A 23,112-nucleotide genomic window follows, 5' to 3' on the forward strand; every position below is an offset into this window, starting at 1 on the left:
CCATCATGTGGATTATGTGATAAACAAAGATGTAATATTTATATTATAAAAACAAAATATAGTTAAATAATTTATTGGATTCATATATTTATTCGGGTTAACTGGCTAACTGACAAGTAGCTAAGAAGTTTAAAAAAATTCCCATAAACCAGGCTGAATTGTGAAACAGAGGCTTGTGAGCAAACAAATTAACCTAGCAGCCGTTCTAAACACATTTAATGCATTCACCAAAAAGATATACTCGTATGGCTAACACCGATAATGAGGGCAGAAAATTTCTGGAGAGCGTGCACCAGTTCTTCGACCACGCTGCCAGTTATTCTAAGCTTGACCCTGGCATTCTGGCCCAAATCAAGACTTGCAACAGTGTTTACAAAGTGTCGTTTCCGGTAGAGATCGACGGCCGCGTGGAAGTGTTCGAAGGCATCCGGGTACAGCACAGCCACCACAAACTCCCCTCCAAAGGTGGTATCCGATTCAGTATGCAGGTGGATGAAGATGAAGTGAAGGCGCTGGCTACGCTTATGACGTTTAAGTGCGCTGTGGTTGACGTTCCATTTGGAGGAGCCAAGGGTGGCGTAAAGATCAACCCGCGTACCAGCTCTGTGAAAACGCTTGAGAAAGTAACACGCCGCTATGCAGCCGAACTGATCAAGCGGAACCTGATCGGCCCAGGTATGGACGTGCCGGCTCCCGACTACGGAACCGGCAGCCGTGAAATGGCCTGGATTGCGGACACCTACCAGGCGCTCAAGTATGGCGAAACCAATGCATTGGGCTGCGTGACGGGCAAACCGGTGGGCCAGGGAGGTATACGCGGACGTGCTGAGGCTACTGGCCTGGGTATATTCTATGGCATACGCGAGGCTTTCAGCGACTCCGACCTGATGCGAAAGGCAGGTATAGAAGGCAACACCATGGAGGGCAAGCGCATTATCGTACAGGGCCTGGGTAATGTGGGCTACAATGCTGCACACTTCTGCCAGCAGGATGGCGCCCTGATTATTGGTATAGCCGAGCGTGAGGGCGGTATATATAACCCAAATGGCATCGATGTGGCCGAGGCCTTCAAACACCGCAGCGAAACCGGTTCGATCCTGAACTTCGGGCAATGCAAAAATTTCGAGAATTCAGCTGAACTGCTGGAAGAAGAGTGCGATGTGCTGCTCCCTGCCGCACTTGAAAACCAGATTCACGCCGACAATGCAGCCCGCATCAAGGCCAAGATCGTAGCGGAAGGCGCTAACGGCCCTGTTACCCGCGACGCCGAGAAGATTCTACTCCAGAAAGGCATCATCATCATACCTGACTTGTACATCAACGCCGGCGGTGTAACCGTCTCCTACTTCGAGTGGCTCAAAAACCTGTCGAACGTGCGTTTCGGGCGTATGGGCAAGCGGGCCGAAGAAGCCAGTCATCGTCGTCTTGTGAATGCCATTGAGAGCGCCTCCGGCAAGAGCATGTCCACGCACGAGCGTAATTTGCTCATACAAGGATCGGATGAGATCAGTCTGGTGCGCTCCGGCCTGGAGGACACCATGATCAATGCCTATCACGAGATCAGAGGGGTGATGAACAGGAAAGACATCGAAGACATGCGCACGGCCGCCTTCCTTTCAGCGATCGAAAAGATAGGCGTCAGCTACGAAGCGCTTGGTATCTTCCCTTGATTTAAGAGTCGAACAAGGTATAGGAAAGGTCAGGATTTTGCCAGTAGGGCGAGGTCCTGGCCTTTTTGCATGAACAGAAACCAATCCAAAGCCTCTTCCCTGTCAGTAAAATAGTTGAAGTGAATGAAGTCATGCACTGGCAGTTGGGGGGTTGCCATGTAGTTGTTCACCAGCGCTTTAAAATGACCCTCTGAGAAGATAACAGCAGCGTAAATGTCCCTGCCGATGATGTTGTATACTTGTGGGTAATATTCGCGGCTCAGCCATGCCTCCTGCTCCGCCTTTAATGGGCCGATGCGTGAAATATCGGTGGTATAGTAGTAGATTGCAGGATTGGTCTTGACAAACTGTAGCACCTGCCAATAGAGATTTCGGAACTGCTCCATGCCGGGGTTCAATTTCCAGCTAATGCACAGCACATTGGCATCCTTTGAATAGTGAACAAAAGCATAGGACGAATCGCTGATGACCATAGGGCAAACCGCTTGGTTTCTGACATTTATATTCGAAATATAATATGTAATTTATTTTTGTGCAAATCTCATCCTGTAAAAATTCCTAAACCCAGTCCTAATAAAATCTGGCTTATCACGACAAATCAGTGCTATTTTAAATATCCAGTATTATATAGTTATTTTTCTATCCCATGCTTAGGTTCCTGTAGCTTTCGACGTATTTAGTCATACTGCATTCGGAGTATCTTTTGGATGGCAGACTACTCAAAAGAAGCTACCTAAGTGGTAAAAAAAGCGGCGCCTTCGGAGCGCCGCCTTTGTATTCAGGAACTATATGATTAACCTTGCTTCAGCCATTTGTTATAGATCTTCTGCTGCACCGCAGTCGGATTCTCCACCCGTTCAAACTGATAGCGAACACTTTTGTCTGCCACAATCGGGATCTGAAGCTCCAGCAGCTTGCCGTCGCGCACGACGGTTACGGGCACCTTATCCCCTATAGTGCGACCACTTATCAAAGGCGTAATATCACTTTCCACCCGGTACCCATCAATGGCGATGAGCTCGTCGTTTACGTTAAGGCCACCTTCGTAGGTACTGCTGCCGCGCGCTACGGTTTTGACAATGGTTCGACCGTTCTCAAGAGCTGTGCCCGCACCCCAGTTGAGGTTGAGCGTGCCTTCGTTCCGGTTGACAAGCCGCAGGCCGGCTGCCCCGAAATAGGCGTTGTAGTCCGGTGTTTTGGTGCCGTGCACGTAGCTCTGGAAAAAATCATCCAGTTTCCGGCCGGCAAAGCGCTCCAAAGCCTCTTTGAATTCCTGTTCCGTAAAGCCACGGTTGAGTTTTTTGTAATAGCGATCATACATGTAGCGCATCACGTCGTCCAGGCTCTTGTCGCCTTTGGTGTTTTTCATGATCTCCATGTTGAGCAACTGCCCCAGCACACCGCCCTTGGTGTAGTAGGAAACCTCCGCGTTGTTGGAGTTCTCGTTGCGCCTGTAGTACTTGATCCAGGCATCGAAACTCGATTCGGCCACTGTCTGTACCTGGTTGCCCGGTGTGTTCTCTACCGAGTTGATGCTGCCCGCCACGATGTCGAGGTAGCGCTTTGTGGGCATGACGCCGGCCCGCTGGGTGAGCAGATCGTCGTAATAACTGGTGATGCCTTCTGACACCCACAGCAATCGGGTATAGTTCTCCTTGTCGTAGTCGAAGGGGCCGAGCGGTGCCGGGCGCAGACGCTTCACGTTCCAGAGGTGGAAGTACTCGTGAGCCACCAGTGCCATAAAACCGGTATAGCCCTGCTCGGTTCCGTAGTTCCAGCGGCTTGTCTGCAAGGTGGTCGAGTTCAGGTGTTCCAGTCCACCGCCGCCTTTGTGCAGGTTATGCACGATGAATACGTAGCGGTCCACCGGCAGCTCCCCCATCAGGCTGATGCACTCCTCCACCACCTTCTTCATGTCGGCCAGCAGACGGGCCGGCTCATAGTTTCCTTCGCCGTACATAGCCACTTCGTGGGGTACGCCGCCCGCCTCAAAGCGCAGCACCTCGTGGTTGCCTATCTCCAGAGGAGAGTCGGCCAGTACATCATAGTCCGGGAAGGTATAGGTATAGTTTCCGGTGCTTTTGAGGCCGGTAGATACGGTTTTCCAGTCTTTGTAGGGCTGCACCACCAGCGTGCCCTGCTGCTTCTGGTAGCCCTCCGGATACATGAACATGCTGGTGCCGTTCACATAGCCATGCGATGCGTCTAGAAAGCTGGTGCGCACGCTCATCTCATAGGCGTATACCTTGTAGCGCACCCGCACAGCATCGGCTTTGTTGCTATACACACGCCAGGTGTTTTTGCTGACCTTCTCGTGACGCAGTGCCTTGCCCGATTTGTCGGTGGCGCTGAAGCCTTCCACATTTTTGGCGAATTCACGCACCAGGTATGAGCCCGGGGCCCATACCGGCATTTTGTAATCGATGTAGTTGTGTCGGGCGCCACTTAGCTCTACCTCCACCTCAAAATAGTGGGTGTGCGGCTCTGGCATCGACAAGGTATAGCGCAGATCAATGGCAAGTGCCGGAAGCGTGGAGAGGAGGAAAAAGCAAATGGATAGGAACAGGAATTGGATGGATTGCCTGGGTTGAAGCATGCGGTTTAGTTGGATTGATGATTAGAAGAAGGCATTTTACGACAAAAAGCCTGCTTTTCAAAATCCGCACGGGACAGGTATAGGATCTAAGCGCACTCAGACTGCCGGTGGTCCAGCCACTCGACGGCCACCTGCAAGTCGCAAAAAGTATTGATGATAATAAAAGAATTATAGCTTTTGAGCCCTAGCAAGCCCGATTCTTTGATCATGTCGTCGTAGCAGCGCTCATCTACTACCAATGCCACGTGATTGCCGGTGCCCAGATGCATCATAATCTGCGGAAAAAGCTGGGACTGCAGCCAAGTCTCTTCGTTTTCACTGAATCGTCCGATCTGACGCAGGTCAAACAACCACAACTTGATGTGGTGTTCTTTGGCAAATGCCAGGGCAGCAAGTGGTCCTTTCGTGAAATCCTCTGCCTGCTTGTGCTGATCGTACCGTAATTCTAGCCGGTCTGCTACAAACTCTACTTCACAGTTATCTGACTTAAACAATTCCATCCTCTGTGCATTAAATCCGCTACAAATATATAAGATATGTAATAATATTTAATATTATTATACCATTAAATAGTTTCTGTGAGGTTTATTTATACTAACGGTTACAAATGGCAGACGAACTACCTTAAAATACCTGTGAAAAATAACGTGATCGTTTGGGTAGTTACTTGTTTATCACCAACATACAAGGGCTGTTACTAAGGTATACCCAAATAGTTTGGCACGATATTTCCATAGTTATTGTTACTTAACCTAAACACGAAAGCTATGAAAAAGATATTTGCCCTAATGCTTGCCCCAGTTGTTTTGTTATTAGTCCTGCTATCAGCGGGGGATGACCAGGCAACTACACCTACGCAAGAAACGACAACTGTACACTTTGCCAGTTTGAAAACCGACAAGCAGGTAGCAACTAATAATCGTAATAAGGCTGCTATACTTTCGAGTGCTGATGCCGTGGAGAGAGATTGGATAAGAGCTGGTGGAGACGCTCCAGCAGGCGAATTGATCACATACGCCATGTCGCTGATGGGAACGCCTTATAAATATGGCGGCACAACTGATAGCGGATTTGACTGCTCAGGCTTTACATCGCATGTGTTCCAGGAATTTGGAGTGCCGATTTCGCGCTCTTCTACTACGCAATCTGAGGACGGTATAGCGGTGTCGCGCGATGAGGCCCAGCCGGGCGACTTGGTTATTTTTACAGGGACTAACCCGCATGTGCGCGAGCCCGGTCATGTGGGCATCGTCATTTCAGAACCGGGCGACACCATCAGCTTTGTACACTCCTCTTCTAATGGTGGTGTTAAGATCAGCCAGGTAGAGGGTACGGGTTACGATGTTCGTTTTTTGGGCGTGAGACGCGTCCTTTAAGGTATAGGCCGAACAAAAAATCCTGCTAATTACGTAAGACACTCTATATAGCCCGACTGGCATTTGCTGGTCGGGCAAATTTCCGCTTAAAGAAATTGATATGGTGCATCCTTACATAGCCAACTCCATCAATGCCATGGTGCTCATCCTGGCCGGTTTGGCAGCTTACTTCCTGTCCCCTGACCGCCCGCTTGAGCTCCTGCTCGCTCCTATGCTCGGCCTTCTGCTGCTTGCCGCCACTTACCATCTCAAACGCCACAACCGGTTTGTGCTGCATACCGTCACGGCCCTCACCTTGCTGGCGGGGTTTCTGCTGATGGTGCGTATCGATCCGGATAATTTTGTGTGGGACGCCAAGCATACCCTCGTCCTGCTGATGGGCGTGAGCTGCTTTCTGGCGGCGTTCTCCTATGTGGCCTCTTTTCTGAAAGAACGCAGACTGCGCAACAATACCATTTACAAAGACGACCTGTAATTGCGCCAGAAAACTTACCAGGCTAACTGAGAAGGGGGTAAAAGAAAAAGCGCTTGGTGTAGCCCGTCAAGTTACACCAAGCGCCTTAAGAATCCTTCAAATCTTAACAAGCGGCGCCCTGTTTTGCAGCAGCACCATCACTCAAGACCAAAGGTAATATTTACTGCGCAAGCAGTAGATACTCACTGCTTACTAAGCCAGCTCACCGTTGAGGTGAACACTATTACCAAGGCTTACTAAGACGACTGATGGATTAGACATAGCACCTCCTTTCTCTTTAGTCCGACATAAACCATGCGCCGCTGCCGTTGGCAGTCATACGCAGGCCGCAGCACTCGCCGCTTTCACTGATAGTATAAAGTTAAAACAACGCGGATAAGTTCACAAGGTTCTGCACTTTATTTATCGTCTTTTCTTTTGAAAGTAGAGAGAGTGGCCCGCCATTTGTATCCTGTTATTTTAAGCAGCTCAAAATGAAGCCAATACAATTAAGTGAGGGACTGCTAACAGGTATAGATTCAATCAAAATAGCTGACGCCTACCGGATAAAAAAAAATGAATGAATTTGCTGCTCGGACCTAAATCTCGACCGATGGTGGATTTTAGTTGAAGAATGAATTATTTTTTCTATATTTCGTTACTAATCTTATTAAAAAAGAACTCGATCATGAAAAAACACCTGCTAACCCTTGTAGCCCTGATGCTCTTCACTTCTGTAGCGTGGGCACAGAAACTCTCCCCTGTTGGCATCTGGACCAATGAAGATGGCAAAGCCCGTTTCGAGATCTACCAGTCAGGCGATAAACTGCACGGTAAGATCGTACAACTGAAGGAGCCGCTCCGAAACGGAAAGCCGAAGCTGGATGAGAACAACCCGGATAAGAAGCTGCGCAACCGCCCACTGCAAGGCATGGTGTTTATGAAGGACTTTAAGTACGACGGCAGCAACAAATGGGATGATGGCACGATCTACGATCCGGAGAGTGGCAAGACCTACTCCTGCTACATGAAAATGACAGGCAAGGACAAGATGGAAGTAAAAGGCTACATTGGTATCTCCCTGATCGGAAGAACACAGAACTGGACGCGCGTAGAGTAAGCGCTATACCTTGCCTATAAGCAAAAAAGGTTGGCCCTAAAGCCAACCTTTTTTGTTTTCAACCCTTTACTGCTTTATTAAACTGATTTCAGCGCAAAAGGTTTACTATACCTGTCGTCAGTATTAAAATACCTGCAGCACCTGGTAGGTCTTGTCTCTGAAAACAAAGCTCTCCCCGCTCGTTTTGCCTTCCATGGCTTTGTAAAGCGGCGACAGTCCTGAGATGGCGTAGAACGACTCCCCGTCGACTTTGATCTCGCCCAGGCTCACGCCTATAAAATAGTTCTGAAGCTCTGTCATCACCACCGCACCAAAGGACACCTCTTTGTTTTCCTTCGTCGAGTTCACCCGCTTCAGCACCCCCATGGTGGTGATCAGCTCGTCCAGCTGGCGCGCATACATGTCGCGCTGTATCTGGCAGGCCTCCCTGAAGGATTCAAATTTGTCTTCAATGGCGCCATGGTGCTCGTTGGCGCTCTCCTGCGCTTCGTCCATGGCCTCTTTCGCTGCCTGAATTTGCGTGCTTAATAGCTTGGTTGACTCCTGCAGCAGTTTTTTCTTCAGTTCAAGTTCTTGTGTTAGCGTCATCATGGTATATAGATTATCCGTTAAACGATCAATTTTGAGGGGCATCAGGAAGTTTTGCGTCTGCTTATAACTTCAATGGGCATGAATTGTTTCGGCTGCGTATAAACAGAAATATTTTTATCCGAAATTGACCTATTAAGGTGATTCCCAGATGCCATATAACGCAAAACCTTCCTGAATGTTAGCTGCATTAATCATAAAATTTTATACTATATAGCGAAGTTTCAGGATTTGATGTAACTTATACCCACTCGTAGTGCTGTCTCACCGGAATTTGAAGAAAATCCCCAAAATGCCGCTATACATGAAACACGCTTTACTCCTTTTGTTGTGTCTCCTGATAATCAGTTTGAAATCCACGGCCACACACATTGTAGGCGGCGAACTGGAGATAGAACATCGCTCGGGCTATACCTACCGCATCACAATGAACCTCTACTTTGACGATGTGAACGGCACACCAGGCGCGCGGGACCCTTCTGCCAACATCAGGATATTCGATAAGGGGAACAACCGCTTCATGATGGATGTACAGTTGCCACTGCGCAGCGACACCTTTGTCAACTATACCGACATTGCCTGTACGATTGGGGAGTTGCGCACCCGCCGCATTGTGTACTCACAGGACGTTGTGCTGTCTCCTAACATGTTCAACAACCAGCAGGGCTACTACATGGCTTGGGAGCGCTGCTGCCGTAACCGCACGATCAACAACATCATCATGCCAGACGCGGCGGGTCAGGTTTTCTACATGGAGTTTCCGCCTGTTACAAAAAACAGCGCCCAGTTCGTCAACTCATCTCCACGCCTGTTCCCGCCATTGAGTGACTATGCCTGTGCGAACGAGCTGTTCTACTACGACTTTAGCGGAACAGACAGCGACGGCGACTCGCTGGTATACGACATGGTCACCCCGCTCAACGGTTATGCCACCGCAGACCCATCCAATGCGGCTCCTATTGCCAGGCCCGCGCCCTACCCCGAAGTAAGGTGGATGCCGGGGTATAATCGCAGCAACCAGATTCAGGGCTCCCCCCCGATTATTATCGATAAGCAGACGGGTCGCCTGACCGTGCGACCTGACCGTGTGGGCCTTTTCGTGTTTGCAGTGCGCGTGCAGGAGTACCGTGACGGAGTAAAGATCGGTGAAGTACGCCGTGACTTTCAACTGCTTGTAAAAGACTGTCCGCGTAACGAGAGCCCGCAGGTACAGGCCAGGGTAAATGGCCAGACCACCAATTATAAACGGGGTGATGTGATCCGCATCAACCCAACGGATGCCCGTTGCCTCAACATAGAATTTACCGATCCGGACCCCAATTCCAGAATCACGCTCTATGCCCGACCCGTCAACTTCAGCAGCGACCAGTATACCTTCACAGGCACTACCAGCGGCATAGTAAATGCACCCGGCAGCCAGGAATCGTTAAAAGCTGACATTTGCTTTGATGAGTGCTTCGACACCGAGGGGAAGGTCTTTAAACTTGACCTGATCGTGAAAGACAATGGCTGCAGCCTGCCCAGACAGGATACACTGCAGGTGAGCTTCATCATTGATCCTATACCTAACGAGCCGCCCACGATCCAGCTTTCGAAGCCGGACCGGCTTTTCACGGTGATGGAAGGCGATGTGATTGACTTCAACGTGCTGGGTTTTGACGCCGACAACGACGAGGTGAGTATTTCGGCCAAAGGGCTGAACTTCGACATCAACTCGCTGCCGATCACCTTTCAGAACAGCAGCAGCATCGGACAGGTGCAGTCGCCTTTCAAGTGGCTGATCGATTGCAAAACCGTCGGGCAGAAAACTTACCAGATTGAATTTACAGCTACCTCCATGGTCTGCGGCAAGGAGCTGACACAAACAGAGGTGATTGAAGTGAGGACGGTTTACCCCAACCAGGTGCCGGTGCTGACCACTGACAAGCAAGTGCTGGTGTTTGAACTGGATCTGAACGAACCTTTTGAGGCTAATTTCACAGGCACCGACCTGGACCAACACCTGTTGAGCATGCAGGCCCGTGGCGAGAACTTCGACCTGGCCAGTTTGGGTATGACCTTTACGTCGACAGGCGGTGCGGGAGCTGCCACAGGTAAGTTTAACTTTACGGCCAATTGCGAAGCCTTTAAAGGAGGTGTGTTACGGGTAAATTTTATGCTGATGGAAGACGCCTGCGCTCCTTCGCCCACGCAGCAAATCACGATGGAGTTTAAAGTGAAAGTGCCGGATTACAAGACGTTCGTACCGCCCAACATCTTCACCCCCAACGCCGACGGTCTGAATGACTTCTTTGAGATACCAGGTATGCCAGCAGATGTTTGCACGAGCGCCTTCCAGCACATCCGCATCTACAATCGCTGGGGCAAAGAGGTTTTCTCGAGCACGGCGCACGACTTTAAATGGGACGGCAAGGACGTGAACGACGGGGTATATTACTACGTGATCGACTACGGAGCAGACAAGTTCAGGGGATCTGTCACGTTGGTGCGCTAGAGCGCTTAAGCCATAAAGAGGATTACCAGGTATAACGTGAGCCAGATGGCGCCCAGAAAATGCCAGTAAGTGTTGAGCATGGTCAGCTGCAGCCGGCGGTAGGGGTCGCGGATAAAGATGAGGCTGCGCACGCCGTCGCCTGCCATATGGGCCGTTTTGATCAGCAGAAAAGCCAGAAAGATCATGCCGCCGAGCAGGTGCAGCAGGTGCAGTGCCGTAATCAGGTAGAGGTAACTGCCCGAGGCTTTCCCGGTAAAGTAGGCACCGGAGATTGTTAGTTCGCGCCAGCCCAGTATTTGCGCCCCGATGAAGGCCACCCCCAGCAGAAACGTCATGGCCAGGTAGCGGGTCATCTTGCGGAGCTTGTCTTTCTTGTAAATGCGGGGAACCTTGCTGATGGTATAGCTGCTGAAGAGCAGAAAAAGGGTGCTGATGCTGAAGAATTTCGGAAGCGAGAACTGTTCGCTGCCGAATCCGCCCGTACGCACAAAAGCCACTACCAGCACAAAGAAGAGCACACCAATGCCCACCATGCTCAGGTATAGCAGCATCCGGATCGGGTGCAGATGCTCGATCTTGCCAAACGCTGAGCCCCGGCGTGCGTCTACCTTATTCTTTCTGTCCTGGTTCATGTCGAGTCATCTCCCCGAGCATTCCCGGCTTATGGCTGCGGGCCTCCTCTGCTTAATTGAATTACGGGTAATTTATCTTATCTGTATACCAACTAGAGGGGGTTATAGTTTTGTAAATGCTTCACAAAAAATAAGATTTCGCGGTCTTATTTAAGCTTCAGACCGTGTTTTGCCGATATAGGGCGGCGCGTGGCCAAATTCAAAAGGTTCCGGGTGACAAACCGATGCCGAAGTCCTATCTTTCGCAGCTGATTTGCGTTAGCAGGAGTACACGCTACTACATGCCCCGATATGATTAAATGGTTACTCCCTGTGCTTTGTTTTCTGCTGATGGCTGCACCCACGCTGGCGCAACAGAACCGAACGCCCTTCACGGCCAATAACAGCATCCAAATCAGTCTGGAGGGCGCCAGCAGCACCTACGATTTTCAGTCAATTAAAATGCTGGTGCGCTACGACCAGAATACGAGCAAACTTGAGTGCCTGCTGCCAATCGAGAACCTGCTGCCGGCCAACGACTCCAGCCCGGTATCCATGGTGCAGGACGTCTTTTTTGCATCCCGCTACCCAGAGCTGTATATTGAGATCGAAGCCCCTATTGAGCAGATCAATGCCGGTAAACGAAGCAGGCAGACCCTGAACAGCCGGGTGTTCATTAACATACAAGGCATTGTCAAAGAAATGGTGGTCCCGGTCACGTTCACACCCGACCGTAAAACGATTACCTTCAGCACCAGCTTTGAACTGATGCTGCAGGATTTGCGCCTGCGGGTACCCGCCCGCTATACGTCCAGGCTGACGGGGCGCATGCTGTTTACGGTTCGCAGCGCACGCTGGGCTGACCTCAGAAACTGATAAAAAAAGAACTATGCGCCTATTGCAGGCTGCTGGCCATTTTTTACGCAAACAGGTATACCGAAACACCCTACCCTGCCTGTTCCTACTGGCCCTGCTGCTCAGCGGGTGGAGGGAAAGCCATGCCCAGAAAGTAGCCCTCGTACTGAGTGGTGGCGGCGCCAAAGGTATAGCGCATGTGGGCGTGCTCAAGGCCCTGGAAGAAAATAACATCCCGATCGACTACATCGTGGGTACCTCCATGGGCGGCATTGTCGGGGCGCTCTATGCGGCCGGCTATTCTCCTGCCGAGATCGAATATCTGATCCACACAGAGGCCTTTCAGGCCTGGGCCACCGGCAAACCGGAGCAGAACTATACCTACAATTTTGCCTCGCCCGATCCCAATCCGGCCTTGCTTAAACTGCACGTGGCACTTGACTCGGCTTTTCAGGCCAAGCTCACGTCGAACCTGGTAAACGACGCCTCGCTCAACTTTGCCTTGGCGCAGCTGCTCTCCCAGCCTGCCGCGCACGCCGGCTACGATTTCGATAAACTGATGGTGCCCTACCGCTGTGTAGCCGCCGATATTTTTACCCAGCAGCAGGTCATCCTGCGCAAGGGTCAGCTGGCCGATGCCGTGCGGGCCACCCTCACTGTGCCGCTTTTCTACAAGCCCATCCGCATTGACAAGCGCCTGTTGTTTGACGGTGGTCTTTACAACAACTTCCCCGTGGATGTGGCTCGCAAAGACTTCAACCCGGACATCATCATTGGGGTAAACGTCTCCTCCAAAACCTACAGCGAGTACCCCTACGACAACGACGATTTTGACCTGGCCTATACCTTGCTCTTTGCCATGATGTCGAACTCTGACTCCACCGCCCTGACAGAGCGGGACGTATACCTGCAACCCGAGCTTGGCAACCTCAATTCACTTGATTTCAAAAACGTGGAGGATTTCTTCGCGGCCGGGTATAAAGTGACGAATGATCACATGGACCAGATTCTGGGAAAAATAAAGCGCAGGGTGAGTGCAGAGGCCCTCGGTGCGAAGCGCGAAAAGTTCAGGAGCGGATTCCAGCCTCATGCTTTCCGGAACGTGGAGATACAGGGGCTGAAAAAAAACCAGCAGGAGTTCGTGGAGCGCTTTTTCCGGAGCGAGCAGGAAGACGGCTACACCATGCAGGACATCAAGACAAGCTACTACCGCCTGGCCGCCATCGACAACTTCCGCAACCTGTACCCCACCATGCGCTACGATGCCAAAGCCAGGGTATACGACCTGCACCTGAATGTGAAGAAGGAAGACGGCCTGAAAATAGCATTGGGCGGCGTAATCGCCTCGCGCCCGATCGACAACATCTACGCAGGTATGGAGTACAGCTTGCTCGGCCGGCAGCTCTATACCTTTGCCGGCAGCTTCCAGACAGGTCGTTTTTACCAGGGCGCCCAGCTGCGCACCCGCATCGACGTGCCTGCCAGTCTGCCTTATTACATAGAGCCAGCCTTTACCTACAACCACTGGAACTTCCTGTCTACCACCGGTTTGCTGCTGGAGCGCAACAACCTGCCACTGCTGGAGCAGACCGACCGGAATTTTGGCCTCAACCTGGGCTTTACGAACACCTACAAAGGCAAGCTGGTGCTCAGCGCTGCCTACATGCAGCAGATAGACAGGTATAGCAACCGGCTGGAGATACAGCGCTCCGACACCCTCGACCGCACTGCTACCAGTGGGTGGACGGTGAGTGCCGTTTTCCGGCGTGGTGGGCTCAATCGAAAACAGTACCCTTCCGGCGGGCGATCATTCACCGCCACCGGCCGCATGGTGAGTGCAACGGAAAGGTATAGACCCGGCTCCACGGCCAGCCAAACCTTTAATTTGTCTGAGGACCGCAGCTGGTTTTATGGAAGACTGCTCTATGAAAATTTTCTGGGTAGTGGCAGTCACCGCTTTGGCTACAGGCTGGAAGGCGTAATCTCGACACAACCCTTTTACAGCAATTACCGCTCATCCCTGACCATAGCCCCGGCATTCCATCCGCTGGCTGATAGCCGTACGCTGTTCCTGGACCGTTTTCGGGCGCATGAGTTTGTGGCGGGCGGCCTGCAATACGTATACCTGCTCACGCCCCGGCTCGAGGCGCGCACCGAGGCCTACCTGTTTCAGCCCTACCGGCCCATTCTCCAAAACGACAACCAGCAGGCCTATTATGGCAAGCGACTGACGGGCACCGGAGTGGCCGCCACGGCTGCCGTGGTATACCACGGCATACTGGGCCCGGCTGCACTTAGCCTGAACTATTACAACGACAAGTCCAAAGAGTGGGGCGTGCTCTTTCACCTGGGTTATTTGGTGTTTCAGAACAGGGCGCTTGAGTAAACCGACCTGATTCCGAAGCAGTTCAGCGGGCTATACCTACTTTCCGGCAGGAGTCTTTTGCGAGCCTTTTGCACTTAAGGGATAATCCCTATATTTGGAATCACAAACAAGCCAACACCTCCATGAAAAAACTATTTGCATTGCTTTTGACTGCCGCCGTGCTGCAGGCCTGCTCCCAGAACAACCCCACAGCCGAAGGCCAGGAAACCACCGAAACCGTAGCTGAGGCGAACGCCTACGGCGCTTCGTTTGAGGAAGAGAACGTGATCCCGGCTGCGCAGCTACAGGAGGCCCTGAGCGGAAAAGACTCCCTTCAGACCACCGTGACAGCGGAAATCGTGGAAAGTTGCCAGTCGAAAGGATGCTGGATGGATGTGAAGCTGGAGAATGGCAGCACGATGAAAGTAACCTTCCGCGACTACGGTTTTTTCCTACCGGTAGAAGACCTGTCTGGCAAAACGGCCGTGTTCACAGGTATAGCCAAGCATGAAGTGATCTCGGTTGACGACCAGCGCCACTTTGCCGAGGATGCCGGAAAGTCAGCCGAAGAGATTGCCGCCATTACCGAGCCGAGAGAAGAGCTGCGCTTTGTAGCCGACGGCGTGAAATTGAAGTAAGTACTGACGCTATACCTATACCTGAGCGGCTGTTCTTCCGGAGCAGCCGCTTTTTTTGTCTGCTGCTATACCTGACACACCTATACCTGTCTTTATCGCTTTGTTCTCTGGCAGATAAGTACCTTGACAAAAGATTACTTGACAAAAGACAAAAGAGGCTTGATACGGAACACCAGATTTTAAGCAAGCACGCATAACAGGAGGCTAAATCATATTTGGTTCAGTCCGTTCACTCACTAAGAACCCAATACATGCCATACCTTCTGCTTGCACCCGTAAATTATCAGGCCACAGCATAGGTATATGCGCAATGTATCTTGGCAAGCTGCGGTGCGTTCTCTATTTTTACAGACCAAACAGAAATACCCTATGGCCTTAGCAAACGACCCGGCTTCTGAGATTCAGGAGCTCACCCAACGCATCAACTACCTCAACTATCAATACTACCAGAACAGCGTTTCGGAAGTCTCCGACTATGACTTTGACATGATGCTGGAGCGGCTGCAGCAACTCGAGCACCAGCACCCGGAACTGCGCCTGCCCAACTCCCCTACCCAACGCGTGGGTGGCACCATCACCAAGAGCTTCAAGACGGTCTTCCACAAATACCCGATGCTCTCGCTGAGCAACACTTACTCGGAGGAAGACCTGCGGGAGTTTGACAAACGCGTGCGCAAGATCGTAGGCGACGAGGTGGAGTACGTATGCGAGCAGAAGTTTGACGGCGTGGCCATCAGCCTGACCTACGAAAATGGTGAGTTTGTGCAGGGCGCTACCCGCGGCGACGGCACCCGTGGCGACGACATCACCGCCAACGTGCGCACCATCCGCGATATTCCGCTGCAGGTACATGGCAACGACTTACCGGAAAGCTTTGAGGTACGCGGTGAGGTGTTCCTTCCCCTGCAGGTGTTTGAGCAGCTCAATGCCGAACGCGAGGAAGCCGGCGAGCAACTCTTGGCCAACCCACGCAACGCCGCCTCGGGCACGCTTAAGCAGCAGGACTCGGCCATCGTGGCCAGTCGCAGGTTGGGTTGCTTCTCCTATGGTTTCATGAGTTCCTCCAGCCCTTTTGACACACACTCCGAAAGTCTGCAGGCTATCCAGAAATGGGGTTTTAAGGTATCGGACACCTGGCGCAAGTGCAGTTCCATCGACACGGTGCTGGACTACATCAACGAGTGGGAACAGAAACGCCATGAGTTACCCATTGCCACCGATGGTGTGGTGGTGAAAGTGAACAGCTACGCCCTGCAGGAAGAGCTTGGCTATACCTCTAAGAGTCCCCGTTGGGCGATTGCCTACAAGTACCCGGCCATGAGCGCCGTGAGTCGCCTGCTCGAAATTCAGTACCAGATTGGCCGGACTGGAGCCGTGACGCCTGTGGCCATCATGGAGCCTGTGCTATTGGCCGGAACCGTTGTCAAGCGCGCCTCGGTGCACAACGCCAACGAAATCCAGCGCCTCGACCTGCGCCTGGGCGACATCGTGCACGTGGAGAAAGGCGGCGAAATTATACCTAAGATCACAGGTGTGGACTTCAGCAAGCGCCCTGCCGACTCCATGCCGATCATCTACCCAACGCACTGCCCGGCCTGCGGCTCCGAACTGGTACGCGCCGAAGGCGAGGCAAACTTCTACTGCCCGAACGAGGAAGGCTGCGCCCCACAAATTCAGGCCAAGCTGGAGCACTTTATCTCCCGCAAAGCCATGAACATTGACGAGTTGGGCCCGAAAACCATCGAACAACTGTACAGAGCGGGTTTTGTTCATAACGTGGCCGATCTCTATGACATTACCTTCGAGCAGCTGGTGAATCTCGAGCGCATGGGTGAGAAATCGGCTAACAACATCCTCAACAGCCTGGAAAAATCGAAGCAGACGCCTTATGACCGCGTGCTGTTTGCGCTGGGTATACGCTATGTGGGCAGTACGGTGGCCAAGAAACTGGCCGAGCACTTCACCGACATCGAAGCCCTGCGCGGCGCCATGTTTGAAGAGCTGATTGCGGTAAACGAAATCGGTGAACGTATTGCGCAGTCTATCATTCAATATTTCAGCAGACCTGAGCACCAGGAATTGGTTGAGCGCCTGAAAGCGGCCGGACTGCAATTCAAGAGTGAGAATACCGCACCTGAAATGGAAAGTAACAAGCTGGAGGGGAAAACCTTTGTAATTTCTGGTGTGTTCGAGAGCGTGAGCCGCGACGAGCTGCAGCGCATCATTGTCAGTCACGGCGGCAAGGTGGTCAGCTCTATCTCCGCGAAGCTCTCATACTTGGTGGCCGGCGACAAGATGGGTCCTTCTAAGCTTGAGAAAGCCAATAAGCTCGGTATTACGATCCTCTCGGAGGGCGAGTTTTTAGGAATGGTAAACTAGTGCGTTGACTTTTATAAAACATAAGCGCCGGTCTTTTGGAGGCCGGCGCTTACTAATTAACAAACAAACAATAAAAACATTTAAACCTTATTCAGGCCGTTTGGCCCTTGCTCACGGCACAGCTAGAAGACCGTGAAGCATGGCACAAATGGAGGCAATTTAGAGGACAAATAAAAATGAAATAGACCAACAACCGAAAAGAATATACGAACAACCATTTACCCCCTTTTGGAAGCTTAATCTCTTAAATTGTTGATTTGATAGGGCAGGTTTGCCCATTTGTATAGTATCGGTCCGGGCTTAGACGGAAGCGTGGTAATATTGCGTAACTTCAGCAAAACACTGCTAGTTATGCAGCTCTTACTACCCATTTCCGATAAGGCCTTGAACATGATAGCCCTACCCCCATTTACCATGAAAAAGCGGTATAAATTAGCCATGCATGTGGCAGCCTGGGCGTTTTTTGGAGCTTGGATCTTTTACATTCAGTTTCAGCGGGGCCTTACCTTCAACAAGGCCGTCGACTCGCTGGTGGGCCTGAGCTTCGCCATGATGATCTTCTACCTGAACTGGTATGTGCTGATTCCGCAGTTTCTGGCGAGAAACCGCATCTTCGCCTACCTCGGGGTCGTGCTGCTTACCCTCACTGTGGTTGCGCTGGTGCGCTCGCCACTTGATTACTATGTGTTCCGGGAATTTAACCCGGGCATGACGGTGCTCTATTCCTCGGACCGCATCCTCAATTATGTGCTGGCCGGCTTGATCGTGGTCTTCATTAGTTCGGCCCTGAAAGTCACCGGCAACTACATCCGCAACGAGCGTCGCAACAAGGAACTCGAGAACCAGAAATTAGCGGCCGAACTCAACTTCCTCAAGTCGCAGGTGAACCCGCACTTTCTCTTCAACACCCTCAACAACATCTACTCACTGGCCTATAAGCAGTCGCCCGAAACGCCGGATGCGATCATGAAACTCTCGCTCCTGATGCGCTACATGTTGTATGAAAGTAACGACACCCTGGTGAGCCTGGAACGGGAGTTGGAGCACATCCAGAACTTCATCGACCTGCAAAAACTGCGTCTGCGCGAGCAAACGAGCATCCGGCTACATGTAGAAGGCGACGTGAGCGGAAAGCAGATCGCGCCCATGCTGCTGATGACGCTGGTCGAGAATGCCTTTAAGCACGGACTGGTCAGCCGCAACGAGGTGGGCATCACGCTCAACCTGGTAGTAACCGACGAATGGCTGCAGTTTTCGACTGTGAACAACAGCAGCAGCCACAAAAAAAAGGACTTTGGCGGCATCGGTTTGCAAAATCTAAAGCAACGCCTTAACTTGCTATACGCGCACCAGCACGAGCTATACCTGGAAGAAAAAGACGATACATTTTTCGCCTCGCTGAAACTGTATTTCCAACCCAAAAAATAAACCTATGACGATCCGCTGCCTTGCCGTAGACGACGAACCGCTTGCCCTCGACATCATTGAGAGTTATGTGAGCAAACTGCCTTTTCTACAACTTGTAAAGACGTGCTCCAGCGCCACAGAGGCCATGCAGGTGTTGCAGCAAGAGCAGATCGACCTGATGTTTCTGGACATCGAGATGCCCGAGCTCACGGGCATCCAGTTCCTCAACATCCTCAAGCACCAGCCGCTCATCATCTTCACGACGGCCTATCCCAACTACGCACTCGAAGGCTTCAACCACGACGCCGTTGACTACCTGCTTAAGCCTATCCCCTTCGACCGTTTCCTAAAAGCAGTCACCAAAGCGCAGGAGCGTATGCTGCGCAGCAGCAAAGCACCAGAAGTAGTGGTAGCCGCACCTGCCCCACAGGTGCCAGAGCAGGACTTTATGTTCGTGAAGGCCGACTACAAAACCGTGCGCGTAGGCTTTGCCGACATCCTCTGGATCGAGGGCCTGAAAGACTACATCATCATCCAAACAAAGGACCAGAAGATCATCACGCTCCTGAGCATGAACAAGGCCATGGAGAAGCTGCCAGAATCCAGGTTCATGCGTGTGCACCGCTCCTTCATTGTGGCCCTGCACAAGATCGACAGCATCGAGAAAGGCCGCATCCGCATTGGCAACAAAGAAATCCCAATCGGTGAGGTATACAAAGACCAGTTTCTGCACTGGGTAGAGGAGAATAATATACAGTAGTTTTTTTTCGAAGCACGACTTTTATTGGACAAAGGACAATAGACATTTTGACAAATGAATCTCTATACATATATAACCGGTTTCCCAGAAGTCCTTTGTTAAATAGGCCATCACAGAAGGCACCATGCTATGTTAAATCACTTGCAGAATCCGAATCATAATTCGAACTTCGCGCATTAGAAAAACAGCGCATGATACAAGATAAATTAAAAGGAACAGGTGTTGCTTTGGTAACGCCTTTCACAAGCAGCTTGGAGGTAGACTACGACGGCCTGCGCCAGTTGCTTGATTTTACCATAGCAGGTGGAGTGGAGTACCTGGTGGTAAACGGCACCACAGGCGAGTCGGTGACGACAACGACAGAAGAGAAGGCTGAGATACTGGCCTTTGTGAAGAAACACGTGAACGGCCGCGTGCCGCTGGTATACGGTTTGGGCGGTAACAACACCCAGGAAGTCCTCAACGCAATCCAGAAAACGGATTTGGAAGGTATAGTCGCCGTACTGTCGGTGAGTCCTTATTACAACAAACCTTCCCAGCAAGGCATCATACAGCACTACACTCAAATTGCGGACGCCTGTCCGGTGCCCGTTATCCTTTACAACGTGCCCGGCCGAACCGGCAGCAACATGGCGCCTGAAACTACGGTGCGTCTGGCTGCCCACCAAAACATCGTCGGCATCAAGGAAGCATCCGGTAACCTGGAGCAGTGCCTATACATTGCCAAGCACAAACCGGCCGACTTCCTGCTGATCAGCGGCGACGACATGCTCACCCTGCCGATGATCTCCTTCGGTGCCGTAGGGGTGATTTCCGTACTGGCCAATGCCTTCCCTGAGAAATTCAGTAACATGGTTCGTTTGGGCCTGTCCTATCAGTTCAAAGAAGCGGCCGACCTGCTGTTCGATTTCGTGGACATCAACCCGATGATGTACGAAGAAGGCAACCCGGTAGGTGTAAAGGCACTGCTGGATCGCTTTGGCGTATGTGGTGGCGCGGTGCGTCTCCCCTTAGTGGAAGCCTCTGCCGGACTCAAAGACAGACTTTACAAGCAGCTATAGCCTGCAGAACCAAGGTATAGCAACAAAAAAACAGGAAGGTCGACGAAAGTTAACCTTCCTGTTTTTTGTTGAGCCAAAGATATTTTCGCTATATTCGTTTTCTTCTATCCTAATACCCCAGTACAATGCGTATACCTGCTATCCTTTTTTTAGCGTTGAGCATGGCGGCCTGCAACAACTCCCCGGACCAGTCGCAGGCCGACAAAACGGACCATACGCATTTGCTGGTGACCGACACCAGTCTCGTAGAGGCACCCGACTCGGCCACGCAGCCAACTGACGACGAGCTGCAGCACTACGCCCCCGACACGACCGGCCTGAGCCCTGAGCCCAACACGGCTGCCAAAATCATGATCGAGGGTCGATTCCACAAACACGAGGTATGGCAAGGTGCTGAACAAAAGTCCTGGATGGCGCTTGTGCAGGAAGACAGTGTTTTCCGCCTGCTGCCCAGCCACCTGCAGGTGAGCCCTTTTTTCGATCCGGTTTATGACAAAGGACGACAGGTACGTTCAGGCCGTGAGGTGCGGGGCGAACTTCCAAACACCCTCCTCTTCATGACAGGTATAGCCAAACTGCAACCCACTGAAGTGGATACGGTGAGCTACCCGAGTCAGGTCATACTGCCAAACACGGCCATCGATCTCCGGTTTAAGGGCAAAACCTATACCCTGGCAGCCAGCGGCGACAGCATACAGCAGGAAGGATCGGAGTCCTACTCGGTCCAAAACTACAAATGGACGGTGACCGGCTCCAAAAACGGCCGCAGGATTTCGCAGGAGCTGGCTGCTGACGAGAACTTCGAGAGTGCCATCTATTCGCTCCTCTGGGTCGGCGACCTTGACCGCGACGGTATACCTGACCTGGTGGCCGATTTGTCCAATCACTACAACTCCTCCAAAATCACGCTCTTCCTGTCCTCGACCGCTGAGAAAGGCAAGCTTTACAGGAAAGTGGCCGATTTTAAAACCGACGCCTATCCTGAAATAGCCAGCCCTGACAGCCTGGCAAAACCATAAATTTGCCCAAGCGTTATATACCTGCAAAAGCAAGGTATAGCCGTGAAAAAACATAAGGGTGAACTCGAAATAGACGAGGACATTAAACTGGAGAGCGCCAACTGGAAGGCCCAGCGCGTAGCCTGGGTTCTGATGGCCCTCGTCGTGATTGCCGCTTTGCTGGGGTTTACGGGCAACGGCGGTATTGGTGACCTGCATCGCCTAAAGGCCGGCAATAGCACTGAAGGGCTTGAAGTGGAGTGCGAGCGCTTCCTGCGCCGTGGCGCCCCGTCCGAATTCAAAGTGCAGTTGGCTCCTTCCTCCGGCGATTCGCATACAGATCTGCAACTCAGCAAGAATTTTTACGAGAAACTGGAGGTCGACAAGGTCGTGCCTGAGCCTTCGGAGGTATTCACCCACGAGCAGGGCATCACCTATCGCTTTGCCTCTGTCAACCAACCGTTTACTGTCATCTTTTATCTGAAGCCAAAAGCGATGGGCTCCGTGCCGCTGCACATTTCTACTGCCGGGAAAAAGGTAAACATCACACCATTCATATACCCTTAAGTTTACGCTATGGAAACCGTTATCAGAGGCTTGGTCTTGTATGTGTTGCTGATGCTCATTTTCAGAGTAAGCGGCAAAAGAACCTTGTACGATGCCACCGTTTTTGACTTCGTGCTGTTGCTGATTATTGCCGAAACGGCCGAACAGGCGCTCGTTGGCGAAGATCAATCCATGACGAACAGCTTCGTGCTGATCATTACGCTGCTGCTGGCCGACATCACGCTCTCGCTACTGAAGCAGAAGTTCAATTACTTCGGCAAGGTGCTGGACGGGGTGCCAATCATTCTCCTGGACGATGGCAAGGTGCTGCACGACCGGCTTAAGAAGGTGCGGGTAGACGAGGCTGACATTCTGGAGTCGGCGCGGGATCCGCAGGGACTGCAGCGGCTCGATCAGATCAAGTACGCCATTCTGGAAAAAGACGGCAAAATCACCATCATCCCGAAAGAAAAATAGCAAAGGGAAATAAAAAAGGTATAGCTTTTTTAGGCTATACCTTAAAACTCTCTCAGGATGTTGGCTTAATTGTCGGTTACCGCGTACTTCGCCTCCACTTCTTTTTTGATATTCTCCAGCCCATCCTCAAACTCCTCTCCCACTGTGCTGTCGATCAGCAGGCCGGAGAACTTCCGGATGGGATCGTTCCCAATGTACTGTTCGAAATGCCAGGTTAATTTGGTGCCCTCCTCGGTCTCTTCCAATACAAAGGTGCTGTGCGCCTTGTCGTTTTTTTCAAATTCGAGGTTCGTGACAACTCGGCTGGGTGGCTCTGCCTCTACGATCGTGACGACGCCTTGCCCGATGCCCCTTCGCTGGCTCGTCCAGGTATAGCGTGCGCCTGTTGCGTGACCAGCATAGCTGATCGATCTGTCTACTTCAAGAAGGTGGCCTGGCAGCCATTTGGTCCAGTTTCTTAAGTCACCGAGTTGCTCGTAGGCCACTTCGGCGGGCGCGTTGATGATAATGTCGCGCTGCAAATGAATTTGACGAGGCAGGCTAATGGAAATAACGCCAAGTATAGCGATGAAAGTAACGGCTCCGAGCAGTAAAGATTTCAATACATGCATATAAGTCGATGGTAAACGTAAATCTCTATCAATAAAAAGCAATTTAATACAATTTCTAAAATTTTGTACTGAATGAAAAAAACCACAGCTGTTACGCTGTGGCCTT

At 51.5% G+C, this 23,112-nt stretch carries 21 protein-coding genes; 15 read left to right on the forward strand and 6 right to left on the reverse strand.

Features of this window, described 5'->3' with window-relative positions:
- The first annotated feature begins 245 nt into the window (after positions 1-245).
- Positions 246-1,670, forward strand: a complete 1,425-nt coding sequence (locus B0B12_RS05400) for a Glu/Leu/Phe/Val family dehydrogenase (RefSeq protein WP_076666430.1) — start codon at positions 246-248, stop codon at positions 1,668-1,670.
- 29 nt (positions 1,671-1,699) lie between these two features.
- On the opposite strand, the gene B0B12_RS05405 is transcribed toward B0B12_RS05400, so the two are convergent.
- The 3 genes from B0B12_RS05405 to B0B12_RS05415 form a co-directional block, all read right to left on the reverse strand.
- Positions 1,700-2,143 carry a hypothetical protein gene (locus B0B12_RS05405; protein WP_076666431.1) on the reverse strand — a complete coding sequence of 148 codons (444 nt, stop codon included), beginning with the start codon at positions 2,141-2,143 and terminating at the stop codon, positions 1,700-1,702.
- Between the two features lie 320 nt (positions 2,144-2,463).
- Positions 2,464-4,266 (reverse strand): M61 family metallopeptidase, encoded by a 1,803-nt coding sequence (locus tag B0B12_RS05410; protein WP_076666432.1) that lies wholly within the window; start codon positions 4,264-4,266, stop codon positions 2,464-2,466.
- An 86-nt stretch (positions 4,267-4,352) separates the two neighbouring features.
- A complete protein-coding gene (locus B0B12_RS05415; protein WP_076666433.1) occupies positions 4,353-4,766 on the reverse strand; it encodes a hypothetical protein in 414 nt (137 codons plus the stop codon).
- Positions 4,767-5,222: 456 nt separating this feature from the next.
- Between B0B12_RS05415 and B0B12_RS05420 the strand changes: the two genes are divergently transcribed.
- The 3 genes from B0B12_RS05420 (at position 5,223) to B0B12_RS05430 (ending at position 7,216) form a co-directional block, all read left to right on the forward strand.
- The gene (locus B0B12_RS05420; protein ID WP_244554606.1) at positions 5,223-5,642 is read left to right on the forward strand and encodes a C40 family peptidase; all 420 of its coding nucleotides are present in this window, start codon (positions 5,223-5,225) and stop codon (positions 5,640-5,642) included.
- 100 nt (positions 5,643-5,742) lie between these two features.
- On the forward strand, positions 5,743-6,117 hold the full coding sequence (locus tag B0B12_RS05425; RefSeq protein WP_076666434.1) for a hypothetical protein: 375 nt from the start codon (positions 5,743-5,745) through the stop codon (positions 6,115-6,117).
- Between the two features lie 667 nt (positions 6,118-6,784).
- Positions 6,785-7,216 (forward strand): DUF2147 domain-containing protein, encoded by a 432-nt coding sequence (locus B0B12_RS05430; RefSeq protein WP_076666435.1) that lies wholly within the window; start codon positions 6,785-6,787, stop codon positions 7,214-7,216.
- 123 nt (positions 7,217-7,339) lie between these two features.
- Here the strand turns inward: B0B12_RS05430 and B0B12_RS05435 are convergent, their stop codons facing one another.
- Positions 7,340-7,807, reverse strand: a complete 468-nt coding sequence (locus tag B0B12_RS05435; protein WP_076666436.1) for a hypothetical protein — start codon at positions 7,805-7,807, stop codon at positions 7,340-7,342.
- A gap of 301 nt (positions 7,808-8,108) precedes the next feature.
- On the opposite strand from B0B12_RS05435, the gene B0B12_RS05440 reads away from it, so the two are divergent.
- The gene (locus tag B0B12_RS05440) at positions 8,109-10,298 is read left to right on the forward strand and encodes a T9SS type B sorting domain-containing protein (protein WP_170871821.1); all 2,190 of its coding nucleotides are present in this window, start codon (positions 8,109-8,111) and stop codon (positions 10,296-10,298) included.
- A 5-nt stretch (positions 10,299-10,303) separates the two neighbouring features.
- Here the strand turns inward: B0B12_RS05440 and B0B12_RS05445 are convergent, their stop codons facing one another.
- On the reverse strand, positions 10,304-10,930 hold the full coding sequence (locus B0B12_RS05445) for a cytochrome c oxidase subunit 3 (protein WP_076666438.1): 627 nt from the start codon (positions 10,928-10,930) through the stop codon (positions 10,304-10,306).
- A 291-nt stretch (positions 10,931-11,221) separates the two neighbouring features.
- Here B0B12_RS05445 and B0B12_RS05450 point away from each other — a divergent pair, with 291 nt between their 5' ends.
- The 10 genes from B0B12_RS05450 to B0B12_RS05500 all read left to right on the forward strand — a co-directional run bounded on the left by B0B12_RS05450 (position 11,222) and on the right by B0B12_RS05500 (position 22,395).
- Positions 11,222-11,785, forward strand: a complete 564-nt coding sequence (locus B0B12_RS05450; RefSeq protein ID WP_076666439.1) for a hypothetical protein — start codon at positions 11,222-11,224, stop codon at positions 11,783-11,785.
- A gap of 13 nt (positions 11,786-11,798) precedes the next feature.
- Complete coding sequence (locus B0B12_RS05455) at positions 11,799-14,150, forward strand: patatin-like phospholipase family protein (RefSeq protein WP_076666440.1); 2,352 nt, start codon at positions 11,799-11,801, stop codon at positions 14,148-14,150.
- A 122-nt stretch (positions 14,151-14,272) separates the two neighbouring features.
- Complete coding sequence (locus tag B0B12_RS05460; protein WP_076666441.1) at positions 14,273-14,767, forward strand: DUF4920 domain-containing protein; 495 nt, start codon at positions 14,273-14,275, stop codon at positions 14,765-14,767.
- 369 nt (positions 14,768-15,136) lie between these two features.
- Positions 15,137-17,146, forward strand: coding sequence for an NAD-dependent DNA ligase LigA (gene ligA / locus B0B12_RS05465; protein WP_076666442.1), 2,010 nt, complete (start codon positions 15,137-15,139; stop codon positions 17,144-17,146).
- Between the two features lie 414 nt (positions 17,147-17,560).
- Positions 17,561-18,574, forward strand: coding sequence for a sensor histidine kinase (locus tag B0B12_RS05475; protein WP_244554607.1), 1,014 nt, complete (start codon positions 17,561-17,563; stop codon positions 18,572-18,574).
- Between the two features lie 4 nt (positions 18,575-18,578).
- Positions 18,579-19,313, forward strand: a complete 735-nt coding sequence (locus B0B12_RS05480; protein WP_076666444.1) for a LytR/AlgR family response regulator transcription factor — start codon at positions 18,579-18,581, stop codon at positions 19,311-19,313.
- 191 nt (positions 19,314-19,504) lie between these two features.
- On the forward strand, positions 19,505-20,374 hold the full coding sequence (dapA, locus tag B0B12_RS05485; protein ID WP_076666445.1) for a 4-hydroxy-tetrahydrodipicolinate synthase: 870 nt from the start codon (positions 19,505-19,507) through the stop codon (positions 20,372-20,374).
- A gap of 125 nt (positions 20,375-20,499) precedes the next feature.
- Positions 20,500-21,393, forward strand: coding sequence for a hypothetical protein (locus B0B12_RS05490; protein WP_076666446.1), 894 nt, complete (start codon positions 20,500-20,502; stop codon positions 21,391-21,393).
- A gap of 42 nt (positions 21,394-21,435) precedes the next feature.
- On the forward strand, positions 21,436-21,939 hold the full coding sequence (locus tag B0B12_RS05495) for a hypothetical protein (RefSeq protein WP_076666447.1): 504 nt from the start codon (positions 21,436-21,438) through the stop codon (positions 21,937-21,939).
- Between the two features lie 9 nt (positions 21,940-21,948).
- Positions 21,949-22,395 carry a DUF421 domain-containing protein gene (locus B0B12_RS05500; protein ID WP_076666448.1) on the forward strand — a complete coding sequence of 149 codons (447 nt, stop codon included), beginning with the start codon at positions 21,949-21,951 and terminating at the stop codon, positions 22,393-22,395.
- 65 nt (positions 22,396-22,460) lie between these two features.
- Here the strand turns inward: B0B12_RS05500 and B0B12_RS05505 are convergent, their stop codons facing one another.
- Positions 22,461-23,006 (reverse strand): SRPBCC family protein, encoded by a 546-nt coding sequence (locus B0B12_RS05505; RefSeq protein WP_076666449.1) that lies wholly within the window; start codon positions 23,004-23,006, stop codon positions 22,461-22,463.
- Positions 23,007-23,112: the final 106 nt, after the last annotated feature.

The sequence above is a fragment of the Pontibacter indicus genome, from assembly GCF_900156345.1.
Taxonomy (GTDB): domain Bacteria; phylum Bacteroidota; class Bacteroidia; order Cytophagales; family Hymenobacteraceae; genus Pontibacter; species Pontibacter indicus.

Excerpts from the sequence above, each read along its gene's own strand:
- B0B12_RS05450 (WP_076666439.1), top strand. The coding sequence starts at position 11,222 with ATGATTAAATGGTTACTCCCTGTGCTTTGTTTTCTGCTGATGGCTGCA.
- B0B12_RS05435 (WP_076666436.1), bottom strand. The coding sequence starts at position 7,807 with ATGATGACGCTAACACAAGAACTTGAACTGAAGAAAAAACTGCTGCAG.
- B0B12_RS05505 (WP_076666449.1), bottom strand. The coding sequence starts at position 23,006 with ATGCATGTATTGAAATCTTTACTGCTCGGAGCCGTTACTTTCATCGCT.
- B0B12_RS05405 (WP_076666431.1), bottom strand. The coding sequence starts at position 2,143 with ATGGTCATCAGCGATTCGTCCTATGCTTTTGTTCACTATTCAAAGGAT.
- B0B12_RS05440 (WP_170871821.1), top strand. The coding sequence starts at position 8,109 with ATGAAACACGCTTTACTCCTTTTGTTGTGTCTCCTGATAATCAGTTTG.
- B0B12_RS05480 (WP_076666444.1), top strand. The coding sequence starts at position 18,579 with ATGACGATCCGCTGCCTTGCCGTAGACGACGAACCGCTTGCCCTCGAC.
- B0B12_RS05425 (WP_076666434.1), top strand. The coding sequence starts at position 5,743 with ATGGTGCATCCTTACATAGCCAACTCCATCAATGCCATGGTGCTCATC.
- B0B12_RS05475 (WP_244554607.1), top strand. The coding sequence starts at position 17,561 with ATGAAAAAGCGGTATAAATTAGCCATGCATGTGGCAGCCTGGGCGTTT.
- B0B12_RS05460 (WP_076666441.1), top strand. The coding sequence starts at position 14,273 with ATGAAAAAACTATTTGCATTGCTTTTGACTGCCGCCGTGCTGCAGGCC.
- B0B12_RS05490 (WP_076666446.1), top strand. The coding sequence starts at position 20,500 with ATGCGTATACCTGCTATCCTTTTTTTAGCGTTGAGCATGGCGGCCTGC.
- B0B12_RS05430 (WP_076666435.1), top strand. The coding sequence starts at position 6,785 with ATGAAAAAACACCTGCTAACCCTTGTAGCCCTGATGCTCTTCACTTCT.
- B0B12_RS05500 (WP_076666448.1), top strand. The coding sequence starts at position 21,949 with ATGGAAACCGTTATCAGAGGCTTGGTCTTGTATGTGTTGCTGATGCTC.
- B0B12_RS05400 (WP_076666430.1), top strand. The coding sequence starts at position 246 with ATGGCTAACACCGATAATGAGGGCAGAAAATTTCTGGAGAGCGTGCAC.
- ligA (WP_076666442.1), top strand. The coding sequence starts at position 15,137 with ATGGCCTTAGCAAACGACCCGGCTTCTGAGATTCAGGAGCTCACCCAA.
- dapA (WP_076666445.1), top strand. The coding sequence starts at position 19,505 with ATGATACAAGATAAATTAAAAGGAACAGGTGTTGCTTTGGTAACGCCT.
- B0B12_RS05455 (WP_076666440.1), top strand. The coding sequence starts at position 11,799 with ATGCGCCTATTGCAGGCTGCTGGCCATTTTTTACGCAAACAGGTATAC.
- B0B12_RS05410 (WP_076666432.1), bottom strand. The coding sequence starts at position 4,266 with ATGCTTCAACCCAGGCAATCCATCCAATTCCTGTTCCTATCCATTTGC.
- B0B12_RS05415 (WP_076666433.1), bottom strand. The coding sequence starts at position 4,766 with ATGGAATTGTTTAAGTCAGATAACTGTGAAGTAGAGTTTGTAGCAGAC.
- B0B12_RS05445 (WP_076666438.1), bottom strand. The coding sequence starts at position 10,930 with ATGAACCAGGACAGAAAGAATAAGGTAGACGCACGCCGGGGCTCAGCG.